This is a genomic window from Paradesertivirga mongoliensis, assembly GCF_024436395.1.
Taxonomy (GTDB): domain Bacteria; phylum Bacteroidota; class Bacteroidia; order Sphingobacteriales; family Sphingobacteriaceae; genus Paradesertivirga; species Paradesertivirga mongoliensis.
Genome location: NZ_JAFMZO010000002.1, coordinates 192994 through 210095, shown reverse-complemented (window position 1 = coordinate 210095; position 17102 = coordinate 192994). Strand labels below are relative to the sequence as shown.

Annotated in this window: 19 protein-coding genes; 4 read left to right on the top strand and 15 right to left on the bottom strand. The window is 42.4% G+C overall.

Annotation, left to right across the window (positions count from 1 at the left end; genetic code table 11):
• Nucleotides 1-8: 8 nt before the first annotated feature.
• The gene (locus J3P43_RS06875) at nucleotides 9-1901 is read left to right on the top strand and encodes a RecQ family ATP-dependent DNA helicase (protein ID WP_255900657.1); all 1893 of its coding nucleotides are present in this window, start codon (nucleotides 9-11) and stop codon (nucleotides 1899-1901) included.
• 98 nt (nucleotides 1902-1999) lie between these two features.
• Here J3P43_RS06875 and J3P43_RS06870 read toward each other — a convergent pair whose 3' ends face one another.
• Together J3P43_RS06870 and J3P43_RS06865 are read right to left on the bottom strand one after the other, a co-directional pair.
• Nucleotides 2000-2170 (bottom strand): hypothetical protein, encoded by a 171-nt coding sequence (locus J3P43_RS06870; protein ID WP_255900656.1) that lies wholly within the window; start codon nucleotides 2168-2170, stop codon nucleotides 2000-2002.
• A 92-nt stretch (nucleotides 2171-2262) separates the two neighbouring features.
• Nucleotides 2263-2964, bottom strand: coding sequence for a VTT domain-containing protein (locus J3P43_RS06865; RefSeq protein ID WP_255900654.1), 702 nt, complete (start codon nucleotides 2962-2964; stop codon nucleotides 2263-2265).
• 289 nt (nucleotides 2965-3253) lie between these two features.
• Between J3P43_RS06865 and J3P43_RS06860 the strand changes: the two genes are divergently transcribed.
• Entirely contained in the window at nucleotides 3254-3727 is a 474-nt protein-coding gene (locus tag J3P43_RS06860) for a CAP domain-containing protein (RefSeq protein ID WP_255900653.1), read from the top strand.
• 66 nt (nucleotides 3728-3793) lie between these two features.
• Here the strand turns inward: J3P43_RS06860 and J3P43_RS19675 are convergent, their stop codons facing one another.
• From J3P43_RS19675 to hisG, 12 genes are all read right to left on the bottom strand, one after another.
• Entirely contained in the window at nucleotides 3794-3892 is a 99-nt protein-coding gene (locus tag J3P43_RS19675) for an alpha-hydroxy-acid oxidizing protein (protein WP_369414795.1), read from the bottom strand.
• Between the two features lie 63 nt (nucleotides 3893-3955).
• Complete coding sequence (locus J3P43_RS06855; protein WP_255900652.1) at nucleotides 3956-4918, bottom strand: family 43 glycosylhydrolase; 963 nt, start codon at nucleotides 4916-4918, stop codon at nucleotides 3956-3958.
• Between the two features lie 22 nt (nucleotides 4919-4940).
• Nucleotides 4941-5726: a carbon-nitrogen hydrolase family protein gene (locus J3P43_RS06850; protein ID WP_255900649.1), complete on the bottom strand. Its 786-nt coding sequence runs from the start codon at nucleotides 5724-5726 to the stop codon at nucleotides 4941-4943.
• 76 nt (nucleotides 5727-5802) lie between these two features.
• Nucleotides 5803-6714: a WD40 repeat domain-containing protein gene (locus tag J3P43_RS06845; RefSeq protein WP_255900647.1), complete on the bottom strand. Its 912-nt coding sequence runs from the start codon at nucleotides 6712-6714 to the stop codon at nucleotides 5803-5805.
• Between the two features lie 3 nt (nucleotides 6715-6717).
• On the bottom strand, nucleotides 6718-7305 hold the full coding sequence (gene hisIE / locus J3P43_RS06840) for a bifunctional phosphoribosyl-AMP cyclohydrolase/phosphoribosyl-ATP diphosphatase HisIE (RefSeq protein WP_255900645.1): 588 nt from the start codon (nucleotides 7303-7305) through the stop codon (nucleotides 6718-6720).
• Nucleotides 7305-8111 (bottom strand): imidazole glycerol phosphate synthase subunit HisF, encoded by an 807-nt coding sequence (gene hisF / locus J3P43_RS06835; RefSeq protein ID WP_305121743.1) that lies wholly within the window; start codon nucleotides 8109-8111, stop codon nucleotides 7305-7307. The genes hisIE and hisF overlap by 1 nt, the downstream gene beginning before the upstream one ends.
• 14 nt (nucleotides 8112-8125) lie before the next feature.
• Nucleotides 8126-8875, bottom strand: coding sequence for a 1-(5-phosphoribosyl)-5-[(5-phosphoribosylamino)methylideneamino]imidazole-4-carboxamide isomerase (locus J3P43_RS06830; RefSeq protein ID WP_255900643.1), 750 nt, complete (start codon nucleotides 8873-8875; stop codon nucleotides 8126-8128).
• Between the two features lie 7 nt (nucleotides 8876-8882).
• Entirely contained in the window at nucleotides 8883-9551 is a 669-nt protein-coding gene (gene hisH / locus J3P43_RS06825; RefSeq protein WP_255900641.1) for an imidazole glycerol phosphate synthase subunit HisH, read from the bottom strand.
• Between the two features lie 52 nt (nucleotides 9552-9603).
• Complete coding sequence (gene hisB / locus J3P43_RS06820; RefSeq protein ID WP_255900639.1) at nucleotides 9604-10740, bottom strand: bifunctional histidinol-phosphatase/imidazoleglycerol-phosphate dehydratase HisB; 1137 nt, start codon at nucleotides 10738-10740, stop codon at nucleotides 9604-9606.
• Nucleotides 10737-11789 carry a histidinol-phosphate transaminase gene (hisC, locus tag J3P43_RS06815; RefSeq protein WP_255900635.1) on the bottom strand — a complete coding sequence of 351 codons (1053 nt, stop codon included), beginning with the start codon at nucleotides 11787-11789 and terminating at the stop codon, nucleotides 10737-10739. The genes hisB and hisC overlap by 4 nt, the downstream gene beginning before the upstream one ends.
• Before the next feature lie 80 nt (nucleotides 11790-11869).
• On the bottom strand, nucleotides 11870-13180 hold the full coding sequence (hisD, locus tag J3P43_RS06810) for a histidinol dehydrogenase (RefSeq protein ID WP_255900632.1): 1311 nt from the start codon (nucleotides 13178-13180) through the stop codon (nucleotides 11870-11872).
• Between the two features lie 70 nt (nucleotides 13181-13250).
• Nucleotides 13251-14102 carry an ATP phosphoribosyltransferase gene (gene hisG, locus J3P43_RS06805; protein WP_255900630.1) on the bottom strand — a complete coding sequence of 284 codons (852 nt, stop codon included), beginning with the start codon at nucleotides 14100-14102 and terminating at the stop codon, nucleotides 13251-13253.
• Nucleotides 14103-14421: 319 nt separating this feature from the next.
• Here hisG and J3P43_RS06800 point away from each other — a divergent pair, with 319 nt between their 5' ends.
• Together J3P43_RS06800 and J3P43_RS06795 are read left to right on the top strand one after the other, a co-directional pair.
• Nucleotides 14422-15609 carry a BaiN/RdsA family NAD(P)/FAD-dependent oxidoreductase gene (locus J3P43_RS06800; RefSeq protein ID WP_255900628.1) on the top strand — a complete coding sequence of 396 codons (1188 nt, stop codon included), beginning with the start codon at nucleotides 14422-14424 and terminating at the stop codon, nucleotides 15607-15609.
• Between the two features lie 64 nt (nucleotides 15610-15673).
• Nucleotides 15674-16084 (top strand): META domain-containing protein, encoded by a 411-nt coding sequence (locus tag J3P43_RS06795; RefSeq protein WP_255900624.1) that lies wholly within the window; start codon nucleotides 15674-15676, stop codon nucleotides 16082-16084.
• On the opposite strand, the gene rluF is transcribed toward J3P43_RS06795, so the two are convergent.
• Nucleotides 16081-17034, bottom strand: a complete 954-nt coding sequence (gene rluF / locus J3P43_RS06790; RefSeq protein ID WP_255900623.1) for a 23S rRNA pseudouridine(2604) synthase RluF — start codon at nucleotides 17032-17034, stop codon at nucleotides 16081-16083. The genes J3P43_RS06795 and rluF overlap by 4 nt on opposite strands.
• Nucleotides 17035-17102: the final 68 nt, after the last annotated feature.

The following is a 17102-nucleotide window of genomic DNA, read 5'->3' as shown; positions in this document are numbered from 1 at the left end:
TGCCTCCAATGACAATTTACCAGGCACTTAAAACCTATTGGAATTTTGATTCTTTCCGCAGCTTACAGGAGGATATCATTCAATCCGTTTTAAGCGGTAGAGATACACTGGCTCTGTTACCAACTGGCGGCGGAAAATCTATCTGTTTTCAGGTTCCGGCGATGGTAAAGCCCGGAATCTGCATCGTGGTTTCACCGCTCATAGCGTTAATGAAAGACCAGGTGGAGAACCTTAAAGCGAGGGGTATCGAAGCAGTCTCTATAGTCTCTGGGATGGGGAAAAGAGAAGTTGATATCCTACTTGACAATTGCGTTTACGGCCAGATTAAGTTTCTCTATCTATCTCCCGAAAGGCTCATGTCTGATCTTGTTCGCGAGCGGATAAAATACATGAATGTCAGCCTGTTCGCCATCGACGAAGCGCATTGTATCTCGCAATGGGGCTACGATTTCAGGCCGCCTTATTTGCAGCTCAGCGCTTTACGCGATATTCATCCGCAGGTGCCAATTTTAGCCCTCACGGCCACCGCCACCGAGGGAGTTATTGATGATATTCAGGATAAACTTGGATTCAGGCAGAAAAACGTTTTTCGTAAAAGTTTTGAACGGAAAAACCTGAGTTATATCGTCGCAACAGAAGAGAATAAATTCCGTAAGCTCATCGCGATAGCAAAAAAAGTAAAAGGTACAGGCATCATTTATGTCCGAAACCGGCGTGCTACCCAGGAAGTTGCGCGGATGTTAAACAGAGAGGGTATAAGCAGCGATTTTTATCATGCCGGCCTACCCACTCCGGTTCGTGCCGATAAACAGGAGGCCTGGAAAAATGGAAGTATCCGCGTAATTGTTGCTACAAATGCCTTCGGAATGGGAATTGACAAAGCTGAGGTTCGTTTTGTGGTGCACCTCGACTTACCCGAAAGTCTAGAAGCCTATTATCAGGAAGCAGGAAGGGCAGGCAGAGACGAGAAAAAAGCCTTTGCGGTATTGCTATATAATGAATCGGACAGGCTAGCGCTGGAGAAGAAATTTAACTTAAGTTTTCCTTCGATTGAAGAAATTAAACAGATTTACCACTCTCTTGGCAACTATTTTCAGTTGGCTTATGGGGCAGGGGAGGAGCTAACTCTCGAGTTTGATATTGGTAACTTCTGCTCACGTTTCAAGCTTGATCCCATAAAAACCCTTAATGCACTAAAATTTCTCGAGCACGACGGCTATATCGCGTTAAGCGAAAGTGTTTACCTGCCATCAAGAGTTAGGGTTATGGTCGGCGCGGAAGATTTATACCGCTTTCAGATCGAGTATTCTCAATTCGATTCATTTATTAAAATCCTTTTGCGATCGTATGGTGGGCTCTTTGAGCAATATTCGCAGATCCGCGAAAGCGATCTTGCCCGTCGCACCGGCATAAGCACGCAGGAGGTGGTTAAAACGCTCGAAAAGCTGGAGGAACTGGAGCTCCTAAGTTATCTCAAACAAACTGATAAGCCTCAGATACAATATCTTAAAAGCCGCCTGGATAGCTCTAACGTATTTATCGATGGCAGATATATCGAGCAGCGCAAACTCATCATGAAAAGTCAGATCGAGGCGGTAATCAATTATGCAGAAGCACAAAAATGCAGAAGCCAGCTTTTGCTTGCATATTTTGACCAGCCCCATGCCGATAAATGTGGAGTTTGTGATGTGTGCATCGAAGAGAAGCGGTCGGCCACCAATAGTTCTCTGTTCGAACGCATGACCTTCGAGATTCTGGAACTACTGGCCGAAAATCATTTAACCTTAGACGAGCTGATAAGCTCTATGCACTCAGGCAATGAAACCCAGAGGGTAGACGGTTTGCGAAATTTGCTGGATGCCGGAAAGATAAAAACCGACGGACTAAAATACTATGTCTGACCAGACGGCTTCTCTAATTAGTTGCCTCGCAGTTTGGAATAATCAGGAAAGGTCGGTTTCGTTAGGTTCCAGTTATTAAAGCCTATCAAAGATCCGATCTACTCTGTCTCGCTTAACTTCTTCAGATGCCCGGTTTCCATCACATGAGCAAAATCGTCACCTTCGATCATAAGCTTAACTTCTTCAGATCCATCCTCCTGATCCTCCTGAACTATAGCTTCGCGACCATCGTCCAGCTTTACTTTATCTCCAAATTTTAGCTTTTCCATAATACATAGCTTTATCGGTGCTTAGATCTTCTTAGGTTTAAGAGTCAAAGCACCCGGTATGTATAAAGAATAAAAAGAAGGCGCGAAAGTTTTTACTTTTTTGGGTTTGAGTTACTTACTGCATACGCTGCGCTCAGGCTTAGCTTTCGTTGTTTTTTCGAAAACTTAGCAGCGATGGCCGCAACTATCGGAGGCAGGGTTGTAAATACCGATACTGCACCTACAACAATGGCAAAATTCTCCTTAACTACTGTCAGGTTACCGAAAAGATATCCCAGCGCAAGGAAACCCGCTATCCATACAAATGCACCCGTGATGTTATAGATCACAAATAAGCGCGCATCCATTTTTCCAACACCTGCCACAAAGGGTACAAAAGTTCTTAATACTGGGAAGAAGCGACTGAAAACCACAGCTTTACCACCATGCTTCCTAAAAAAGAGCTTGGTCTTAGCATAATAGGAGGGTTTCAAAAAGCGATTTCCGGGTTTGAATATTTTGGAGTCTGTATAGCCCCCAATAGTATAGTTTACCTGGTTGCCAATTATAGCAGCAATAAACAAGACTAAGGCCAAAAGATAAATATTGATGCCTGTTTCGCCGGTTGCTACTACCGCCCCCGCGGCAAATAACAGTGGGTCTCCGGGAAGAAAAGGAAATATCACCAAACCAGTTTCAGCAAATATGATCAGGAAGAGGATAAGATATGTCCAGACTTTATAAGTCTGGCTAATTTCTGCGATCTGGGTGTCAATGTGTAAGAGAAAGTCTAAAACCTGGCTAATGAATTCCATATATTATATAACAAAAATAGGCTTCTTAAACTGCAAACCTATAACAATAGAGTAAAATGACGATTTAATGGTCTACGTTAATGCCGTATCATTGTTGCCTCAATTGTAAACTAATAGCAGGCAGATGTCAACAGCTCTTAAACGGCAATATTATGCGAAAGGTATCTTAAAAAAATAATTTAGTTCTTTGTCGAATTCAGGCGTTTACAGATATTCGATTAAATCTAACTTGAATTTGTCAAAGTGCTATCTTTGAAAGAAGGTACAGCCATTTAACCTATATCGCGTTATGAGAAACTCCGACGTTCTGCTTTTTGTCGTAGCCATATTTCTCTTTATCTCTTGCAAGAAAGATAATGACATGCCTGAGGGAAAAGTGGAAATAACCATGCTAGACACGGTAAATAAGCTCAGGGCTGCCGGCTGTATTTGCGGAGAAGATATTATGCCGCAGGTTCCTGTGCTAAAATGGAACGTTCAGCTTGCCGATGCTGCCGCAGCACATGCCCGGGACATGTATAACAGAAATTATTTCGAGCATGTCTCTCCCGAAGGAACCTCTGCATTTCAACGTGCTGCAGCCGTAGGATATGAGGGCACAACTGTTTTGGAAAATATCGGACGGGGGTACAAAAATACGGCGGCAGTTATTTCCGCGTGGAAAGCAAGTGAAAGTCATTGTAAGGCAATGATGGATCCTGTCGTTATGGAAATGGGGGCTTACTCCTATGGTGGATTTTGGGTCCAGGAATTCGGAAAGTGATTTTTAGGCGGGCGGCAAGGCAAATGCTAAAGTATCGCTGAACGGTCAATGCTCTCTAAATTAGGTTTACCAGAACAGTATCATGGCAGTTTCAAACTCTTTTTTCAAGATATTCAGCACCCTGGTAACTCCTTCTGCACCACCGGCACCGAGGCCATAACAAATCGGCCGACTACTAATACGGCATCTGCACCTAAAGTCAGAGCTTTCAGTACATCGGTTGATGGGTTAGTTTTTGATCTTAACCTTTTTTAATTTTTCAAAGACATCGACCGGCAAGATCTCTCCCGAATCGTTAAAGCGCATCGGACTAATAGCGGTTTCCCGGTTATAGCCATTCCCGTCCGGAATTTTGAAACGGTGATAAGCAATATACCATTCGTCTTTCCCGGGCACTTGAACAACCGAATGATGGCCAGCACCTTTAACGATACCCTTGCCCTTTAAAACAGGATTTCGGGAAGCCTTGACGAAAGGGCCCATAGGCGAGTGGGACGTTGCATATGCTACCGAATATCTGGGATCCCGGGTGTCGTATTCCGACCACATCAAGTAATATTTTCCGTTTCTTTTGAAGACAAACGACCCTTCGTTGTATCCTGGCGGTTTAAAGCTTATTATTTTTGAAGCATCATATGATATCATGTCGTCGTTAAGCTTCACAATGTTACAATTGCCTTGTCCGAAGTATAAGTAAGCGGCGCCGTCATCGTCAACAAAAACCATGGGATCTATCATTTGTCCCTTTAGTGCTCCTTTCGGGATAAGAGGTTTTCCTAAAGCATCTTTGAAAGGTCCGGTAGGTTTATCAGATATCCCAACTCCTATATTCACATCTGCCGAAAAGTAATAGTAATATTTCCCATTTTTCTTCGCGATAGCAGGAGCCCAGGCTCTGGCTTTTGCCCAGCTTAGATCACGCGGCAGATCCAGAATGGTTCCTTCGGATTTCCAGTTAACAAGATCTTTTGACGACCAGCAGGTAAACTGTGTTGAAGCCCAGCCAACGGTACCATCGGTAGTAGGATAGAGATAAAATTTTTTACCAAACACTGCAATGTGCGGATCAGCGTACACGTTTGGCAGTACAGCTTTAGGGGCGTTCAGTGTATCATTTACTGTTTGTGCATCTGTATTCAGGATGAAAAAAATCCCTATACACAGAGCCAGGAAGCTTTTCTTTTTATTCATTTTTAAAAGTAATAAAACTCTGTTAATAAAGCTCGTTTTTAAACCTTTTGGCCAGGAAGCCAGTTGCCAGCGCCGTGTCTATTTGCGCCACGGTTATCCCAACCTCTCCGTAAGCTGCATGAGCGGCGCAGATGCCGTCCGGTGCAATAATCGAGCTTGCCGATTCCGAATATCTCGAGGCATAATTTACGCTCGCAAAGTAAATGGTGTTTTCAATAGAGCGCATGATCATCGCCTTTTCGTAATAGGGATTTGAAGGAGCTCCCCATTCTTTTAGCGACAATCCTTCCGTATCACTTCCAGTAAAATGAGGATGGAATACGACGTGTGCTCCCTGCTGAGCGGCCCATCGAACTGATTCAGGGTAACGAAATCCTTCATGGCATATGGTGATTCCAAATTTGAGGCCGTTTACCTCGAAAATATTCCGCTCGGTTCCCGGAATCCAAATGTTATCTTCTGAAGGATCGAGTTGATTCTTAGTCTGGTACCCTAATATTTCTCCTGTGTTAGAAATAACATGAGCGACGTTCATTAAGCCCTCCGTATGGTGCCAATCCATCGGTACTATAATGGTTAGGGAGTTTTCTGATGCAATTTTACGTACTGTAGTCAGCGCCGATTGAAGACTTTCCTGACTGCGATCTTCCGCCGGATACTTCATCCCAGGATAACCAGGCAGATAAGATTCCGGGAAACAGATTATTTCCGCAGATTCTTCTTTTGCGTCTTTCACCAGCTTTTCAAGCCAGAAAAGACCGTCGTTTATCGACTTGGGAATAGGAGGGGAAGCCAGTGCAATTTTCATTTTACCAGGTATGAGCTAATATTTAGCTTAAACTAGCAAAAAAGAATGAAATCGAAGGTTCGAAAGGGTAACTCCGTTAAAACTCAATATTCCAAACCATTACGTTTGTATCATCGCTTACAGAAATGAGTAATTCAGTAGAGTTTTCCCAGCATATTTTGTTTACAGAGTGGCTATGAGATATCATGCCTTTTTCGCGACTGATAACCTTCTTAAGCTTAAAGGCTTCTGCATCCCAGATCTTAATGCTTTTATCGCGACTCGAAGTTGCAAAGTATGGTTTTGTGGGGTGAAACTTAATATCGTAAATGGCGAACATATGAGCAACGATGGTTTCTTTCAGCGAATAATCTGAAGCATTCCAAATGTTTAATTTAGCGTCCCTGCCCCCTGATAAAAGATATCTGCCATCCGGCGAAAAGCGAAGCGATGTAACTGGTAAGGTATGTTCGTTTATTTCGGTAATAAAAGAATAATCCTCGAGATTATAAATTCGAATACTATTGTCTTTACACCCGAAAGCAACGGTTTTCTCATCCTTGCTAATGGCGATGCAGCGCACCGTAAGTTCAGATACTTTGAAAGTATACAGTACCTTAAAAGTATTCAGATCGATCACCGATACTGTTCCGTCTTCCGAAGCTGCGAGAAGCTCCATCTTCCTGTTTACGGAGCTTAAATCAAAAATTGGAAGTTTGTGATGATCAAGAACAGCTGCGATTTTCTGTTCGACGAAATTAAACAGGCTTATTACCCCGCTTCTTTCACCAACGGCTAACACCGGCGAACATTCTGGTGCGTGAAGAGAATAGACCGAGCTTTTTACCGGCATCAAAACTTTAATGAAAGTCATGTCTTTTAAACTCCACTCTACGACCCCTTTATCATTTCCACCCGTAAAGATTATTCCGGCTTTCTGAGAAGCTTCAACTGCATACACCGGATTTTGATGACCGGATAATAGCGCCGCCTGTTTAGCTTCTACCATGGCTTATTGGTGTCTGTTTTCGAGGTTTTTAGCAAGGGTTTCAAGCGTGATGTTCTTCTCGCGTAGTAACACAAGCAAATGGAACAGTAAATCTGAAGATTCGTTAATGAAGTCGTGTTCCGTTTCATTTAACGCTGCAATTACCGTTTCAACTCCTTCTTCGCCAACCTTTTGTGCTATTTTATTTAAACCTTTAGCACGCAGTTTATTTACATAAGATCCTTCTACAGGATTTTTATACCTGTCTGCGATAATCTCTTCAAGCTTGAAAAGGAAGTTTTGATTGTAGTTAGTTTTGAAACAGCTTCGAGAACCTGTATGGCATGTCGGGCCTACTGCATCCGCTTTAATCAAAAGAGTGTCCGCGTCGCAATCCAGACTAATGTTTTTTACATATAAGAAGTTGCCACTTTCTTCGCCTTTAGTCCACAATCGATTTTTAGATCGCGAGAAGAAGGTTACTTTTCCAATTGCTTTGGTTTTTTCAAAGGCCTCTTCATTCATGTATCCCAGCATAAGCACCTCAAGGGTTTTCTCATCCTGTATTATTACCGGAACAAGTCCGTCTGATTTTGAAAAATCGATAGTCATTATAGCCTCACTTCAATATTATGTTTTCTTAACTCTTCTTTCAGCGAAGGTATAAGGATTTCCCCGTAATGAAAAACGGAAGCTGCCAGCGCTGCGTCAACATTCGTTTTTTCAAACACATCAATAAAGTGCTGGACATTGCCAGCTCCTCCCGATGCAATTAGTGGGATGGAAATCGTGTCGTTGATTTTTTTTAATAGTGAATTATCAAAGCCCGCCTTGGTGCCGTCGTGATCCATAGAGGTAAGAAGGATTTCTCCAGCCCCACGTTCTTCGGCTTCTTTAATCCATTTTTCCGTTTCAAATTCGGTAGCAATACGACCGCCGTTTAGGTGGACAAGGTTTGTCCCCTCGACGAGTTTAGTGTCAACCGCAACTACTACAAACTGTTTTCCGAAAGCTGCGGCTAATTCATCTATAAAATCAGGATTGCGAACAGCTGCAGAGTTAATTGAGATCTTATCAGCTCCGGCATTTAATAGGATATCAGCATCTGATATTTCGTTAATTCCCCCGCCGATAGTAAAGGGAATATTTATTTGGCGAGCAACTGCTTTAACAAGCTCCACCATGGTCTTCCGGCGTTCGTGTGTAGCAGTGATATCGAGAAACACCAGCTCATCTGCTCCCTGCTGAGAGTATTGCCACGCAAGCTCTACCGGATCCCCGGCATCCCGCAAATCGACGAAATTCACGCCCTTTACGGTACGCCCGTCTTTAACGTCGAGGCAGGGGATTATTCTCTTTGCCAAAGGAGCCTTTGCCTTTACAGGCAAAGGCTCCTTTGATAGATTTGATATATTCAATTTATACGTCGTATTTAGAATGAGATTAAAGATTTCAGGTTCCAGTCCTTAATTTCTTCAATTGTAATCCGGTCCTCGTAAATAGCTTTACCAACAACGCAAGCTTCAACTTTTATATCGTTCAGGGTTTCAATGTCTTCCATTGAGCTGATCCCCCCTGAGGCAATTAATTTTATGAAAGGAGAGTGATCTAGCAATTTCTTATAAAGCTCTATACCGGCACCGCCAAGTTTACCATCCTTATTAATATCAGTACATAGAAACCGGAAAAACCCAAGGTTCAAACAGCGGTCAACATAATCTCTTAATTTGATCGGAGAACTTTCCATCCATCCGGAATACTTGATTACTTCGTCAAGTACATCAATCGCTACCACAATCTGATCAGAGCATTGCTCTTTTCCGCAAAGGGTTTCACTTAAAGATGGTAAGAAATCGGGGTTGGTTAATGCCTGAGTTCCAACAATTACCCGGTGGATACCTGCGTCAATCAGTTCTTTAACTTTTTCAATGCTTCTTACACCACCGCCGTACTGAACCTTCATTTCTGTTTTGCGAATAATATTGAAAAGGTATTCCTGGTTGCTGAAATCACCCTTTGCGCCATTAAGGTCAATGATATGGACAAACTCGGTACCATTAGACTGGTACTTCTCAATCATTTCCTCTAGTGTTACGTCGTAAAATGTAGCCTGCGCGTAATCTCCTTCTCTCAAACGAACAACTTTCTTGTCAAGAATGTCAATTGCCGGAATTATGTACATAGTTTTCTTAAATTAATGAAAAGTTCTTTAATATTTTTTCGCCAGCCTCGCCAGATTTCTCCGGGTGAAACTGAACACCGTAATAGTTATCTTTTTTAAGCGCCGCTGAAAACTGTATTCCATAGTCAGCCGAAGCGAGTGTAAAATTAGGATTAAATTCTATAAAAAAGGAATGCACAAAATAGAAGTGAGTTTCCTGATCTAATCCCTTAAATAATTCATTATCAATCGTTGAGCTAACCTTGTTCCAACCCGTATGAGGTACCTTAAGTTTTAAGTTTTCTGAAAAAAGGCGTGTTTTGACAGGAGCAACACCAAGAAGTTTCGAATTTCCTTCTTCAGAGAATTCGGTGAGCAATTGCATCCCAACGCAAATACCTAAGACAGGCTTTTTTGTGTTGAGAATTTTAGCCACCATTCCGCTTTCTTCAAGCTTTTGCATAGCCGCACCCGCATGTCCAACACCGGGGATGATATACCGCTCAAACTTGTCGAATTCGTCAACTGAATTGATCATCGCGTATGGGATGCCTTGTCTGTTCAAAGCGGCGGTTAAGGAGAAAATATTTCCAGCGCCGTAGTTTATGATGCCTAGCGCCCCGCTCCGCTCTTGGCCAGCACTCCCCCGTAAAGGGGGAGTGTAGGTGCTTAAATCTTGAGTATTATCTCCGCTCATTCGAAATTTCCATTTGGTATTCACGTTTGCATCCCCCTGTAGGGGATAGGGGTTACAACACTCCCTTCGTACTCGGCAATTGCATGTTGTTCACATCTCTTTTCGCCGCCATTTTGATTGCTTTCGCGAAAGCTTTAAAAATAGCTTCGATTTTATGATGTTCGTTCTGACCCTCGGCTTTTACATTCAGGTTAGATTTTGACGCATCGCTAAACGATTTGAAGAAATGGAAAAACATCTCGGTAGGCATTTCTCCAACTTTTTCCCGCTTAAAATCAGCATCCCAAACAATCCAGTTTCTTCCACCAAAATCAATAGCTACCTGTGCAAGGCAATCGTCCATCGGAAGGCAAAAGCCATAGCGCTCGATACCCCGTTTATCACCCAAAGCCTGGGCAATAGCCTCGCCCAAAGCAATCCCAGTATCTTCAATGGTATGATGTTCGTCTATATGTAAGTCGCCTTTTGCATTTACCTCTAAATCAATACTTCCGTGTCGTGCAATTTGTTCGAGCATATGGTCAAAGAAGTGTAAACCTGTTGAGATTTTTGCTTCGCCCGTACCATCGAGGTTCAGTTTGATGCGAATGTCAGTTTCTTTGGTAGTTCTTTGATGCACAATCTCGCGCTTACCCACTTTCAGAAATTCGTAAATATCTTTCCAGTTGGCTGTATCGAGCACAATGAATTCCTTTAATTCCTCAACATGTTCAATTATTTCGTCAGAACCCAAAAATTCATTCTGCTTAATCCATATAGCCTTTGAGCCTAAATTTTTAGCTAAAACTACATCTGTAATTCGATCTCCAATTACAAATGAGTTAGGCAGGTCATATCTTTCCTTATCAAAATAATGAGTCAGCAATGCTGTGCCCGGTTTACGTGTGGGTGCATTTTCATGCGGAAAAGTTTTATCGATAATGACCTCGTTAAACACCACGCGTTCGCTTTTAAAAGCATCAATGATGAAATTCTGAACCGGCCAAAAGTTTTCTTCCGGATGAGATTCTGTACCTAATCCATCCTGGTTAGTAACCATAACCAGATCGTAATCCAGTTCTTCGGCAATCTTGGTTAGGTATTTAAATACCTCAGGATAAAACTTCAATTTCTCGAAAGAATCAACCTGGTAATCTTCGGGTTCAAGGCAAAGCGTCCCGTCGCGATCTATAAATAATACTTTTCTCATCCTGCAAAGGATTTTAATGCTTCAATTAATTTCTCGTTTTCGGTAGGCGTACCCACAGTTATTCTTAAGCTTCCTTCGCAAAGTTCCACTTTAGAACGGTCGCGTACAATGATTCCTCTTTCTACAAGGTAATTGTAAATGCCCTTAGCATCGGTCGTTTTTACCAGAATAAAGTTTGCGTCAGAAGGAAAGATCTTCACAACGGTTGGCAACGACGCTAAAGTACTTACCAGTTTTTCGCGCTCATAAATAGTCTCTTTTATCCATGCGTTTACCTGGTCTATATTATTCAAAGCCTCCAAAGCCAGTTGCTGCGAGGCCTGATTAATATTATAAGGAGGCTTAACCCGGTTAAAAATTTCTATGATCTCTTCGCTGGCAAACGCCATCCCAATGCGTAGTCCGGCCAATCCCCATGCTTTTGAAAGTGTTTGAAGTACAACCAGGTTGCTGTATTCTGTTAGTTCCTGAATGAACGTTTTCTGTCGTGAATAATTAATATAGGCTTCATCAATAACTACAAGTCCGTTAAAGTTTGCCAGAATAGCTTCAATATCGTCCCTGTTTATTGAATTAGCTGTAGGATTATTTGGCGAACAGATAAAAATAAGCTTAGTGTTTTCATCAATCGCCGCAGCAATTTCGTCCAGATTTAACTGGTAGTCTGGTAAAAGCGGGACTTTTTTGATGGCAACATCATTAATGTTAGCAGAAACCTCGTACATGCCGTAAGTAGGAGGTACCGTAATTACATTGTCGATTCCCGGGCGGCAAAATGCTCTGAAAAGAATGTCTATAGCTTCATCGCTTCCGTTTCCTAAAAAGATATTTCGTGGCGGAACGCCTTTTATCTCACTTATGCGTTTTTTAACGGCAAATTGTAAAGGATCTGGATAACGGTTAAAAGGAGTAGCGATTGGTGAACCGTAGCTGTTTTCGTTTGCATCGAGATATACTGAGGCTTCTCCTTTAAACTCATCCCTTGCGGAAGAGTAGGGGACAAGATTTTTTATATTTTCTCTTAAGAGATTGTTTAAGTTAAATTCCATTGTGTTAAGCTTTTCGACGTTTTGTCATCTCGACGATAGGAGAGATCTAAAAGATTTCTCGTCGCACTCGAAATGACAAGCTAGTCGACAATTAGTGATTGTAATCTTACGCTTATCGCATTTTTATGCGCCTGCAGTCCTTCAAGCTCCGCCAGAACTTCTACGGTGTTTCCCAGATTTTTAACGCCTTCCGGCGACAGATGCTGGAACGTGACTTTCTTGACAAACGAATCGACCGAAACACCCGAGTACGAGCGTGCATAGGCACTGGTAGGCAGGGTATGATTTGTTCCTGACGCATAATCTCCCGCACTTTCGGGAGTTAGATTTCCAAGGAAAACGGAGCCTGCATTACTTATCTCAGCAGTGATGAGCTGCCAGTTGTCTGTTGCCAGAATTAAGTGTTCGGGAGCATATTCATTGCTGAATGTCATCCCTTCATGCAGGTCTGATACTAGCACTGCATACGAGTTGTCTATTGCTTTTGCAGCGATCTCTTTTCGCGGCAAAACAGCCAGTTGCTTTTCGAGCTCGGCAATTGTTTGCTGAATAATTTCTTGTGATGTTGCAACTAATATGGCCTGAGAATCAACTCCATGTTCAGCCTGCGCTAAAAGGTCGGCAGCTACGAAAACCGGATTCGACGTTTGATCTGCAATTACCAACACTTCTGATGGCCCAGCCGGCATATCGATGGCCGTCTGAGTTGACGACTGGATAATCGTTTTTGCTTTAGTTACGTATTGATTCCCGGGACCGAATATTTTATCCACTTTTGGGATACTATCCGTTCCGTAGGCCATAGCAGCCACTGCCTGAGCACCACCAACCAGATATATCCGCTCAATTTCAAGCAGTTGTGCCACATAGGCAATATAGCTGTTAACCAATTCGCTGTCTTTACCTCTTTGCGGAGGAGAGCAAACAATTAGCTCTTTGCAACCAGCAATTTTTGCCGGAATCCCAAGCATTAAAAAAGTACTCGGCAAAACAGCAGTACCGCCGGGAATGTACAAGCCCACTTTTTCAATGGCTCTGGTTTCTCTCCAACAGTTTACGCCAGGCATCGTTTCTACCTTTGCTTCCGTAATCAACTGGCTTTCGTGGAATTTCTTTATGTTTTGATAGGCAGTATCTATCGCTTGTTTTTGAGTCTCGCCAATGGCGTTCGCGATGTTTTTGATCTCACCTTTATCAAGGAACGTTTTCTTAAGAACTACCCCATCAAATTTTTCGGCCAGGCTGAGCAATGCTATATCACCATTCTGCCTTACCTCAGAAATAATAGACAGCACACGATCCTCTATGGAATTATCTGCATCAATATTCCGCGAGATTAATTCCCGGATTTGAGCTTGGTTTAATTCGGGGTAAATATGAGTTTTAAGCATCTTTTATTCCGTTTCTCGGTTTGTTGACATTCAAAAGGAAATAGCTCTTGTCGATGTCAACAACCAACTTCTATAAAATTATCTTCTCAATCGGCATTACAACAATTCCTTCAGCACCTGCTGCTTTCAGCTGACTGATCTTGCTCCAAAAATCCTTTTCAGGGATAACGGTATGCACAGCTACCCAACCTTCTTCTGCTAATGGAACCACTGTCGGACTTTTTATCCCTGGCAGAAGCGCCTTAATTTGTTCAATGTTTTTTCGCTCAATATTTAAAACCACATATTTGGTTTCCTTAGCACGAAGTACTGATTGAACTCTATCTATCAATTCAACAATCAGCGGGTTTTGCTCTTCGCCTTTACGGCCAATTAGAACTGCTTCCGAATACATAACATCGCCGAAAGGCTTTAAACCGTTGCTGATTAACGTGCCCCCGGTCGAAACTAAATCGCAAATAGCATCACTTAAGCCAAGTCCGGGTGCAATTTCAACGGATCCGGAAATCGTTCTGATATCAGACACGACGTTATGGCCAGCAAGGAATTTTTTCAGGATCACCGGGTAAGACGTAGCGATCGACTTGCCGTTTAGGTCAGAGATGGATTGAATATCAGAATTATTTGGAATAGCCAATTTTAAGGAGCATTTTCCAAAGCCTAGTTTCTGCAGGTAAGCTACATCAACTTCGGTCTCGTGGATTACATTTTCTCCAACAATGCCTAAGTCGGCAATGCCGTCCTGGACATATTCAGGAATATCATCATCTCTTAAAAAAAGAATTTCTAAAGGGAAGTTTGATACAGGAGATATTAGTGAGCTTTTATAGTTTTCGAAGCTTAAACCACAATTTTTAAGAAGCTCAACAGATTTTTCGTTTAATCTACCCGATTTTTGGATAGCTATTTTGAGTGTTTTCAAGTGTTATTTTTTTATTAATCAGACCAATAATTATTCGGAGGAACAGTTTCACGTAGAAACATACATATTATCTATCGCCATGATGGCGATGAGTATGATGCATGTGATGTGTGAAGCTAATTACCATAATTTGGGTTCCTGATTAAATCGGGAGCTGCAAATATACGTATAGATGGTAAAAATTAAAATTAAATCTGGAACAGTTCGGATGTAAAACCTATGAGGTTTCTAAAACCTCATAGGTTTGCCGTTTCTTGCCAGTACGGCAGTTTCAGAAATCTCATAGGTTTACCATACATCTTGTTAATTTTGCAGGAAAATGATTGATGCTGTTATAATTGGCGGTGGAGCCTGTGGTTTGATGTGCGCCGTACAAGCCGGCTTTTTAGGCAAAGAAGTATTGATTCTGGAAAAAAATGAAAAGCCGGGCGCCAAGATTCTGATCTCTGGAGGCGGAAGATGCAATTATACCAATCTTTACAGCGGACCGCAGAATTTCATCTCTCAAAATGAGCATTTCTCTAAATCTGCATTCTCGCAATGGACGGTTGAGGATACCATTAGTTTCTTTAGCTCATACGGAATAGAGGGGCAAGAGAAAACCCTTGGCCAGCTGTTTCCGGTAAGTAATAAAGCAAAAGATGTAGTGGAAGTATTCACAAACTTATGCCGTGATTTAGGACAGGAGATCAGATGCAATTGCGATGTGAAAAGTGTTGAAAAAACAGCAGATGGCTTCACTGTTATGTACGAGCAAGACGGAAAAGCCAAGCAAATTAAATCGTCAAAAGTGGTGATTGCATCGGGAGGCCTACCTGTGCAAAAAATGGGTGCAAGTGATTTTGGGTTGAAACTGGCTAAGCAATTTGGGTTGCGTCTGGTAGAAACTGCCCCTGCTTTGGTGCCGCTAAGCATCACTGGTAAAGATGCAGAGTGGTTCGCTAATCTGGCCGGAAACAGTATTTTCTGTCGCGTTAGCAATCACCGGATCAGTTTTGAAGAAAATATACTTTTTACCCATTGGGGATTGAGCGGGCCGGCAATTTTGCAGATTTCTTCATACTGGCGTCCCGGCGAATCGATCTCAATCGATATGTTGCCCCACCAAGCCATCTCTGACCTGGTGGAGCGTGAACGTAAACAAAATGGTACCAAAACGTTGTTAACCGTTCTGTCATCTTTGTACACAAGAAAATTTGCTGAGTCTCTTGCAAAGTATCTTCCTGTGAATAAAAATGTAGCCTCGCTAACCCGACAGGAACTCGATACAATAACGGCCTTCATCCACGATTTCAGGTTGAAGCCCGCGGGCGACAAGGGATATGAAAGAGCGGAAGTGATGCGCGGAGGAGTTGCAACAGATGATTTATCGTCTAAAACCCTGGAGGCGAAAAAGATTCCGGGATTATTTTTTGGTGGCGAATGTGTTGACGTAACAGGTTGGTTGGGAGGATATAATTTCCAATGGGCCTGGGCCAGTGGCTTTGTTATCGCGCAGCATATTTAGCCGGAACAAAACGGCACTTTGAAACATACTCCGTTTATAATTGTTTAAAAGAATAAACATCAACATGAAAACAATTATACTCGCCATACTTACCAGTCTCTGTTTCTCTGGTTGTACTGCATTGAAGCAGGAGAATGCTTCCATCAAACTCGACGGGCCCTCATGGCAGCTCACTGCAATTGAACATAAAGCTGTTGTGTCAAACGGCAGAGCTTATTTGAAATTTGATGGGGAGGATCTGGAAGTTCAGGGAAAGGCTTTTTGCAACAGTATAAGCGCTGATTACGAGAGAATGGGCGACAACCAGATCACTTTTCAGGAAATTACATCTACCAAAATGTTTTGCGACGGGGTAATGAATCTGGAAGAGCAGATGATGTCGAATCTGAGGAAAGTTAAGAAATTTGAAATACGAAACGGAAGACTCTATTTGTCTGATTCGGACAACGTTCTTCTTACTTTTAAAAGCAATTAACGACGAGGCGACTTACCTCGTGCTTTCCCCCCAGATTTACCTTTCGAAGGGCTGGAAGTTGGCCGTTTGGAACTGTTTTTAGCCTTATCTCTATTTCTGTCCGAAGATTTTGCTGCTTTTGTATGTACTTCTTTATGTGGTTTAGAACCCGACTTCAGTCTTTTTGAGGGTTTTTCATTCGCAAATTCGTCTTTTTTTCGGGTACTGGCTTTTGACGCTTCCTGAGTAGAACTGGAAAGCTTAATCATTTTAAAGATTCCGCTAAGTTCCTGTTCTGTGAGTTCGCGCCATTCGCCTAAAGGCAAGCCTTTTAAGCTTACGTTCATGATACGGGTACGTTCCAATTTGGTAACTTCATATCCAAATTGCTCGCACATACGGCGGATCTGACGGTTCATTCCCTGTATCAAAATGATCTTAAAAACAAAGGCGCTTTCTTTGGTGATTACACATTTCCTGGTCATCACTCCAAGAATCGGCACACCAGAGGCCATGGAAGTGATGAATTCGTCTGTTAGTGGTTTGTTGACGGTTACCAGGTATTCCTTTTCGTGGTTGTTACCTGCCCTTAAAATTTTGTTTACGATATCGCCATTGCTGGTCAGAAAAATTAGGCCCTGTGAGTCTTTATCAAGCCGCCCGATCGGAAAGATCCGTTCGCTATGGTTCACATAATCAACGATATTGTTTTTGGTACTCGCCTCGGTAGTACTGGTAACCCCTACGGGTTTATTAAACGCAATAAAAATTGCGTCCTCTTCGGCACGGGGTTCTATCGTATTGCCATTGACCATCACCCTGTCTCCGGGATAAACCTGATCGCCAACTTTAGCCCTTTTTCCGTTAATAAATACGCTTCCGTTTTCAATGAATTTATCTGCCTGACGCCTGGAACAGATGCCGCTTTCACTTATGTATTTATTTAACCGGGTAGAATTGTTCTCAGACATCAGACCATAATTTGGAACTCAAAGGTAACACATCGCTTTTAACGCCTTAAACAATATTATTTTTTTGA